We start from the raw sequence: 7,492 nt of genomic DNA, 5'->3' as shown, positions 1-7,492 counted from the left end.
ACAGGCACTGATGCAAAAGTGTTGTTTGAAGACGAAAAAGTAGTTGTTTCCTCTTTTCCCTTAAAACATCGGGTGTACACCAACGGTTTTTTGTTTAAAGAAAAAAACAAAGAACGAAAGCTGAATATTGAAAAATTAGAAGAATACGGTGTTGACAAAGTATATTTTCAAAAGGTAAAATATGGTGGCGACATCACATTAGATTCCGGTGAAATTATTCCGAATAAACTCCTTTCATTTGATCCGGCTTTTGCCAGAAGTTATGCTTTTTGTTCTGATACGCGATTTGATGAACAATTAGTGCCTTACATCAAAAATGTAACAGTTTTATACCATGAGAGTACGTTTTTGGAGAAAGAATCCCATTTAGCTGAAAAAACATTGCATGCCACTGCTAAAGAAGCAGCAACAATTGCAAAAATGGCAGAAGTGCAAACACTTATATTAGGACATTTTTCTACGAGATACGAGAGTATTGAACGATTTAGAGAAGAAGCGAAACCCATTTTTCCTGAGGTTGTTCTGGCCGATGATGGGAAGGTTTTTGAATTTGGTTTAGATGGAAAATTGGAGGGTTAGGTAATTTTTGATAAAAAACATATCGCCACTACGGGGCTACCCATATTTCGTCCCTACGGGACTTTCTTTCGACATAAATTCATGGTTCAACTGATATATAATCCCTACGGGACTTTTGAAACAATGAATTTGTGATAATTCGTGCAATTCGTGGCAAATTAAAGCTAGATTTAGTTCGTGGAGGTAGTTAGTTTTTTCACCAATTATCATTGTGAATAACTTCTGAAATCTCGCAACTTGCCAATCGAATATTAAATTTTATCTTTGCTATCCAATCAATTTTCAATGGAACAATTTGTAGTATCGGCACGAAAATACAGACCGCAGACTTTTAAAGAAGTGGTGGGTCAGCAAGCTATTACAAATACGTTGTTGAATGCCATTGAAAGCAATCACTTAGCACAAGCTTTACTTTTTACAGGACCGAGAGGAGTGGGTAAAACTACTTGTGCCCGAATATTGGCACGAAAAATCAATCAACCCGGTTACGACGATCCGAATGAGGATTTTACATTTAATGTATTTGAATTAGATGCGGCTTCCAACAATTCGGTGGATGATATTCGGAACTTGATTGATCAGGTTCGTATACCACCGCAAACGGGACAATACAAAGTCTATATTATTGATGAGGTGCACATGCTTTCTTCAAATGCTTTTAATGCTTTTTTAAAGACTTTGGAAGAACCGCCTAAGCATGCCATATTCATCTTGGCAACGACCGAAAAGCATAAAATCATACCTACTATTTTATCGCGCTGTCAGATTTTTGATTTTAAACGAATCACCATCAAGGATGCGAAGGAATATTTGATGTATGTGGCCGAACACCAAGGAATCACTTATGAAGACGATGCCTTGCACATCATTGCTCAAAAGGCAGATGGAGCCATGCGAGATGCGTTATCCATTTTTGATCGGGTTGTTTCTTTTTGTGGTTCTAATTTAACTCGTCAGGCAGTTACAGAAAATCTAAATGTATTGGATTACGAAACGTACATCAAGGTAACCGACTTAATTTTGGAGAATGCTATTCCTGAGTTATTGGTTTCATTCAATGATATTTTAGCCAAAGGTTTCGATTCGCATCATTTTATTCAAGGTTTGGCGTCGCATTTCAGAGATTTATTGGTTTGTAAAAATCCTGCCACTTTAGTTTTATTAGAGGCGGGCGAGCAAGCTCAGAAATTGTATGGCATGCAGGCACAAAAATGTTCGCAGGACTTTTTATTAAAAGGAATCGAACTTGCCAATGATACCGATTTAAAGTTTAAAGTAAGTCAGAATCAGCGATTACTCATTGAACTTTGTTTGATGCAATTAGCCTCTATCACTTTTGATGGAGAAAAAAAAAAGTTGACGGCTATATAATTCCTCCCTTTCATTTCTTAGGAAAAATTGGTGCCATTGAAGTGGTCGCTACTGCTGTGGAACCCAAAACCACTATTGAAGAAGTAGTTCCTGTTACCAAAGAGATTGTAGAAAAAGTTGAAATTGTAGCAGAAGAAAAGCCAATTGTTGTTGCTGAACCTACAAAAATTAGTTTTCCAACTATTTCAAGTGAGACAAAAGTCTCTGCTTTTTCATTGGCGAGCATCAAAGCCAAGAAAGAACTAGTTGCACAACATCAATCCGTAGTTAAAGTAGAAGACAATTATCCCAAAGAGCCGTTTAATGAAACCGATATGCTGTTGCAGTGGAATAAGTTTGCTCAGAAATTGGAAGATCGCGGACACATGATTTTGCATTCCTTGCTGATGATGAATGACCCGAAATTGGAAGGGACAAAAATCATACATGAATTACCTAATGAAGGCACCAAAATTGAATTTGAACGAACCAAGAATGAAATACTTGGCTATTTACGTGGGATGCTTCACAACCACGATATTGATATTGAAATAGTTGTCAATGAGTCGATGGACAGTAAACGAGCCTTCACACCTCAAGACAAGTTCAATCGATTGAAAGAATTGAACCCTAATTTGGAGTTATTGCGGAAAGCGTTTGATTTGGATGTTTAGGTAATTGGTTAATGTGTCAATTAGGCGTGGGTTATATTTTAATGGGCCTCGGAATCCATTGTTATGGGAACAGATTAACCAGAGTGGCAATGATATTTTTTGCTTTGCGAAACAATTCTTTTAGATCTTTGTCAAAGTTCTAAAATTTGACAAAGATTTTTTTAATCCAATTTAAAAAACAGTTGATTTGCTAGTTTAAAACCTCCCATAATACATCGCCTTCACAATACCATCGGAAAGTCCGATTTTTGGCACGTAAATATGTCGGGCTCCGCTCCATTTCATCGCATTCAAGTAGATTTTTGTAGCGGGTATGATTACGTCGGCACGGTCAGGGTTAAGTGCTAGTTCGGAAATTCGCTGATCATACGTCATCGAATTTAATAAAGCATATTGGGCATTCAAATTCAGATACGACAGAGGCTTGTCTTGTTGCTTGCCGGTCATTTTAAATAATTTGTTGATGTTTCCACCCGAACCTATCATGGTAATATTTTCATAAGGTTCGGTATTGGTTTTGATCCATTTTTCAATTTCTGTCCAAACAAGCTCATTTACCATATTGTTAAGCATACGCACAGTACCGTTTTTGAACGATTTTGAAGCTACAATTTTTCCGTTGGCAAACAGTGAGAATTCTGTACTACCACCACCAACGTCCACATACAAATACGTTTTATCGGTGGAGATGTATTCTTTCAAATCGGAAGTGGCAATGATGGCAGCTTCTTTTTTACCGTCGATGATTTGAATTTTAATACCTGCTTCGCGTTCAATAATCTCCACAATTTCATTGTTATTATTTGCTTCACGCATGGCTGAGGTAGCACAAGCCATATATTTTTCAACTTTATGAACCTTCATTAATAATCTAAATGCGGTCATCGCATCAATCATCCGTTGAATATTTTCATCGGATATTTCACCCACAGTAAATGCATCTTGGCCTAAACGGACAGGAACGCGAACCAATGAACTCTTATTAAATTGCGTTTCTTTTCCTTGTTGCTCCACGATATTCAACACCAATAACCTCATGGCATTGGAGCCAATATCAATCGCAGCGTATGTTTTTATATTTATCATTCTAATTCAATGGTTCGCCTGGGTTATTATTCATCAAGATTTACTTCCAATTTATCTCGATAGTAATTATACGTTTCAACTTGAGCTCTAAAAATTCGCTCATCTTCGTTGCGAACACGGTATTTATTATCCAGTTTTTCTGAGTGCAAACGGGCTTTTACATTCCCTTTCCAACCTACATCAAAACTATCAATCAGTTCCTTTTTAACATCTTCGTCGTAAATAGGGCAGGAGACTTCCACACGAGCGTCGATATTACGCGTCATAAAATCGGCTGAAGAAATATAAACTTCAGGTTTGTCATTATTTCCAAATATAAAGATACGTGAATGTTCTAAGTAATTATCGACAATACTTATTGCTTCGATATTTTCGCTCATTCCTTTAACACCGGGAATTAGCGAACAGATTCCTCTAATAATTAGTTTAACTTTTACGCCTGCACGACTTGCATCGTATAATTTATCAATCATACGAAAATCAGACAGGCTGTTCATTTTTAGCTTTATAAAGGTCTCTTTTCCTGAAAGAGCGTGCATGATTTCACGATCAATTAATTTGTAAAATTTGTTACGGGTATAATGTGGTGAAACGACTAAATGCTTGTATCGATGTACCCGATAATTTACTTCAAAAAAATCAAAGACTTTTGAAACGTCTTTTAAAATATCCTGATGACAGGTGAATAGTGTTACATCGGTATAAATTTTGGCCGTTGATTCGTTAAAGTTACCGGTAGAAATAAATCCGTAACGTTTGACCTTGTTCTCTTCCAGCCGTTCGATGACACATATTTTGCTGTGAACTTTTAATCCTTTCACACCGAAGATCAGTTCGATACCCTCTGTCTGCATTTGCTCTGCATATTTGATGTTGCTGGCTTCATCAAATCGTGCTTGTAGTTCAATTTGAACGGTCACTTTCTTTCCGTTTTTTGCCGCATTGATGAGCGAACTAATTACCTGTGAGTTTTTGGCTAAACGGTAAAGTGTAATTTTAATGCTGACTACCTTTGGGTCTAAAGCTGCTTCCCGCAGAAATTTAATTAAATAGGAAAACGATTGATACGGTGCATTGATTAAATAGTCTTTGGTACTAATTTTTTGGAGAATACTACCTTCTAAACTTAAATCTTCTACCGGTAGCGGCGTTTTGTGTTGGTACAATAAATCCGGTCTGTTTAGTTCCGGTAAATTCATATAGTCTCTGCGGTTATGGTATCTGCCTCCGGGAATGATACTATCTGTTGAGTCGATGTTCATCTTTTCGAGAAAGAATTTCAAGGTGTCTTTGTCAATCGATTGGTCGTAAATAAATCGAACAGGTTCGCCAATTCGACGATCTTTGACACTTTCAGAAATTTTTTCAACGATACTTTTACTTAAATCACTGTCAATTTCCAACTGTGCATCACGTGTAATTTTTATCATATGAGCAGAAATACTTTCGTATTCAAAAATGTTGAAAATATTATTTAGATTATAGCGAATCAAATTGTCCAATAGTATGAGGTACTTTTTATCTGATTTTGAAGGAAGAACCACAAAACGATTAATCGAATTGGGAATTTCTATGACGGCATAACGAACATCCTTTTTTGGCTTCTTTAATCCAAAAAAAGAAGACGATTGTGCATCATCATTGGATGTTTTCATCACCAATTTTACGGCTAAATAACCGGAAGTGTCTTTTAACAAAGGAAATTCTGCCAAATCATTCAATATGATGGTTACCAAAGCCGGACTGACTTTCTGAATAAAAAAGTCGTGAACAAAACCTTCTTGCTCGGGAGCAATTTGTGTTTCATTAATAATATAGATTCCCTCTTTTTCGAGTTCCTTTTCAATGATATTCAAAATCCGCAGACTTTCTGACTGTTGTTTGATTACAATATCAGTTATTTCGGTAAGCAGTTTTTTGGAAGTGATACCACCCAAAACTTTTTCGCCACTTTCACCCGCCAGACTCAATCGTCTGATGGCTGCAAAACGGACACGAAAAAATTCATCCAAGTTATTGGAAAATATACCTAAAAAACGAAGTCTGTCTAATAACGGTACTGTGGGATCTGCAGCTTCTTGTAAAACTCTGGCATTGAAACTTAACCAGCTTTTTTCTCTATCAATGTATCGATACTGAACGGCTTTTATCATTTTAAATCTCTCGGGAATATGGTTTTAAGTACTTTGCCTTCACTGATGGAAGACCAATTGTTGGTGTTAAAAGAAATGGAAACAAAACCAGTGGTTGGAACATTGTCTATAAACACATCGCCAAATTTATTAACTAATTCTGTAATTGCCTCATTATGTCCGAAAAGAATAACATTTTCATAATCATCCGAACATGATTTGATGACACTTTCTAGTTTGTTTGCATCAAAAGTGTATAAATCGTCTTTATATTGAATGCTTTCCAGTGGCCACATCAAATTTTGTGCAAAAATAATAGCTGTTTCAGAGGCTCTTTTTGCGGTACTACTCCAAATAATATTTGTTTTCGGTAAAAAAACGATTGCATGATTAGCTACCAAATGTGCATCTTGAATACCTCTTCTGGCAAGTGGTCTTTGCTTATCGTCTAATGGAGCATCCCAACTTGATTTGCCGTGTCGTATAAGTATTAAATTTTTCATCAGAAATCAAAAAGAGAAAATTAGAACAAGCAATTTACATAAAAATGTTAAGATTTAAACGTTTTCTTCATAAAAATACTTGCAAAATCAACTTACACAGAAGGTGTATAAACAAAAAAAGACCGCGGGGGCGGTCTTTTAATAGGTCCGGTAAAATCGGGGTAAATTTACCTTTTCATGAAAATATTTTTGTATTCTTTGTTTCCGTTATTCGGATATGTTTTTATTGCTATTTTAAATCTAAATGTCATTCTTGCTTTTTGCTTTGTGACTAACCTTAACCATCTCCTACAATTTTTATAAATGGACTTGTAATTAAACTCGATTTTTAACTTTTGTTCAATTTAGCCTTAACGCTAACGCTCATTTTACAATTTCAATTAATTCAGATTAAATCTTAGTACTTTTTAGCTGTATTTCTTACTACAATAGTTTGATTAGTAAAAAACTGACTTAAATTATTTTTCAATAAATACTGCTTTATACATTTTTGCAAACATAGCAGTAGGTTAAGTTAAAAGTAGATGTGGGGCAAATACCTTTTATATGTTTAGAAAGAACGTTTGGTTTATTTGGTTGTTCAATATTACTACAATAACGCTTAAACGCAAAATAAATTCGACGAAATGCGTTAAAATAGCTAATAGATGTCTATATTCTTACAATTATGGAGCTAGTCGACTTATTTTCCATGAGTAATCTGCTTGAAGTTGATATCGAATTCGGTCGTGTAATCGGTTAGGGCGACCCTGCCAAAATTCTACTTCTTGCGGGCGAACTAAAAATCCACCCCAATTTAAAGGTCTTGGAATTTCCTTTTGGTTGAATTGATTTTCCAAATCTTTGAGTTTTTCTTCCAGGAAATCACGGGAAGGAATAATTTGACTTTGAGGAGAGACAATAGCACCTAACTTACTTCCATTGGGTCGGGTTTCAAAATAGCCGTCAGAAACGCTTGGTGTGGTTTTTTCGGCTATTCCTTTGATAATTACTTGTCGTTCCATCGAATGCCAAAAAAAAGATAAACAGATATGCGGATTTACTTCAATGGCTTTTCCTTTTTCGGAATCGTAATTGGTATAAAAGATAAATCCTTCTTCATTGAATTTTTTAAGTAAAACCACACGAGCTCTCGGAAATCCGTCTAAACCGATGGTGGCAACAGTCA

Annotated in this window: 7 protein-coding genes; 3 read left to right on the top strand and 4 right to left on the bottom strand. The window is 35.8% G+C overall.

What is annotated here, in order from left to right; genetic code table 11:
- The 3 genes from ACIQ2S_RS09285 to ACIQ2S_RS09275 all read left to right on the top strand — a co-directional run.
- On the top strand, positions 1-579 hold a 579-nt coding region (locus ACIQ2S_RS09285; protein ID WP_396175263.1), incomplete at its 5' end, for a ribonuclease Z.
- 285 nt (positions 580-864) lie between these two features.
- On the top strand, positions 865-1,950 hold the full coding sequence (gene dnaX, locus ACIQ2S_RS09280) for a DNA polymerase III subunit gamma/tau (RefSeq protein ID WP_396175261.1): 1,086 nt from the start codon (positions 865-867) through the stop codon (positions 1,948-1,950).
- A gap of 56 nt (positions 1,951-2,006) precedes the next feature.
- On the top strand, positions 2,007-2,603 hold the full coding sequence (locus tag ACIQ2S_RS09275) for a DNA polymerase III subunit gamma/tau (RefSeq protein ID WP_396175259.1): 597 nt from the start codon (positions 2,007-2,009) through the stop codon (positions 2,601-2,603).
- Positions 2,604-2,798: 195 nt separating this feature from the next.
- On the opposite strand, the gene ACIQ2S_RS09270 is transcribed toward ACIQ2S_RS09275, so the two are convergent.
- The 4 genes from ACIQ2S_RS09270 to pdxH all read right to left on the bottom strand — a co-directional run.
- Positions 2,799-3,689 (bottom strand): Ppx/GppA phosphatase family protein, encoded by an 891-nt coding sequence (locus ACIQ2S_RS09270; protein WP_396175257.1) that lies wholly within the window; start codon positions 3,687-3,689, stop codon positions 2,799-2,801.
- A gap of 26 nt (positions 3,690-3,715) precedes the next feature.
- On the bottom strand, positions 3,716-5,842 hold the full coding sequence (ppk1, locus tag ACIQ2S_RS09265) for a polyphosphate kinase 1 (RefSeq protein WP_396175255.1): 2,127 nt from the start codon (positions 5,840-5,842) through the stop codon (positions 3,716-3,718).
- Positions 5,839-6,324, bottom strand: coding sequence for a SixA phosphatase family protein (locus ACIQ2S_RS09260; protein ID WP_396175253.1), 486 nt, complete (start codon positions 6,322-6,324; stop codon positions 5,839-5,841). Before ACIQ2S_RS09260 ends, ppk1 begins: the two co-directional genes overlap by 4 nt.
- Before the next feature lie 665 nt (positions 6,325-6,989).
- Positions 6,990-7,492: pyridoxamine 5'-phosphate oxidase (gene pdxH / locus ACIQ2S_RS09255; protein ID WP_396175251.1), on the bottom strand; the 503-nt coding region annotated here is incomplete at its 5' end.

The sequence above is a fragment of the Flavobacterium sp. genome, from assembly GCF_044371705.1.
Taxonomy (GTDB): Bacteria; Bacteroidota; Bacteroidia; order Flavobacteriales; family Flavobacteriaceae; genus Flavobacterium.
Note: the sequence above shows the minus strand (reverse complement) of the source record. Positions and strands in the feature narration are given on the sequence as shown.

Bases quoted from the DNA above. Each gene is read 5' to 3' on its own strand.
- dnaX (WP_396175261.1), top strand. From the start codon at position 865: ATGGAACAATTTGTAGTATCGGCACGAAAATACAGACCGCAGACTTTT.
- ACIQ2S_RS09270 (WP_396175257.1), bottom strand. From the start codon at position 3,689: ATGATAAATATAAAAACATACGCTGCGATTGATATTGGCTCCAATGCC.
- ppk1 (WP_396175255.1), bottom strand. From the start codon at position 5,842: ATGATAAAAGCCGTTCAGTATCGATACATTGATAGAGAAAAAAGCTGG.
- ACIQ2S_RS09260 (WP_396175253.1), bottom strand. From the start codon at position 6,324: ATGAAAAATTTAATACTTATACGACACGGCAAATCAAGTTGGGATGCT.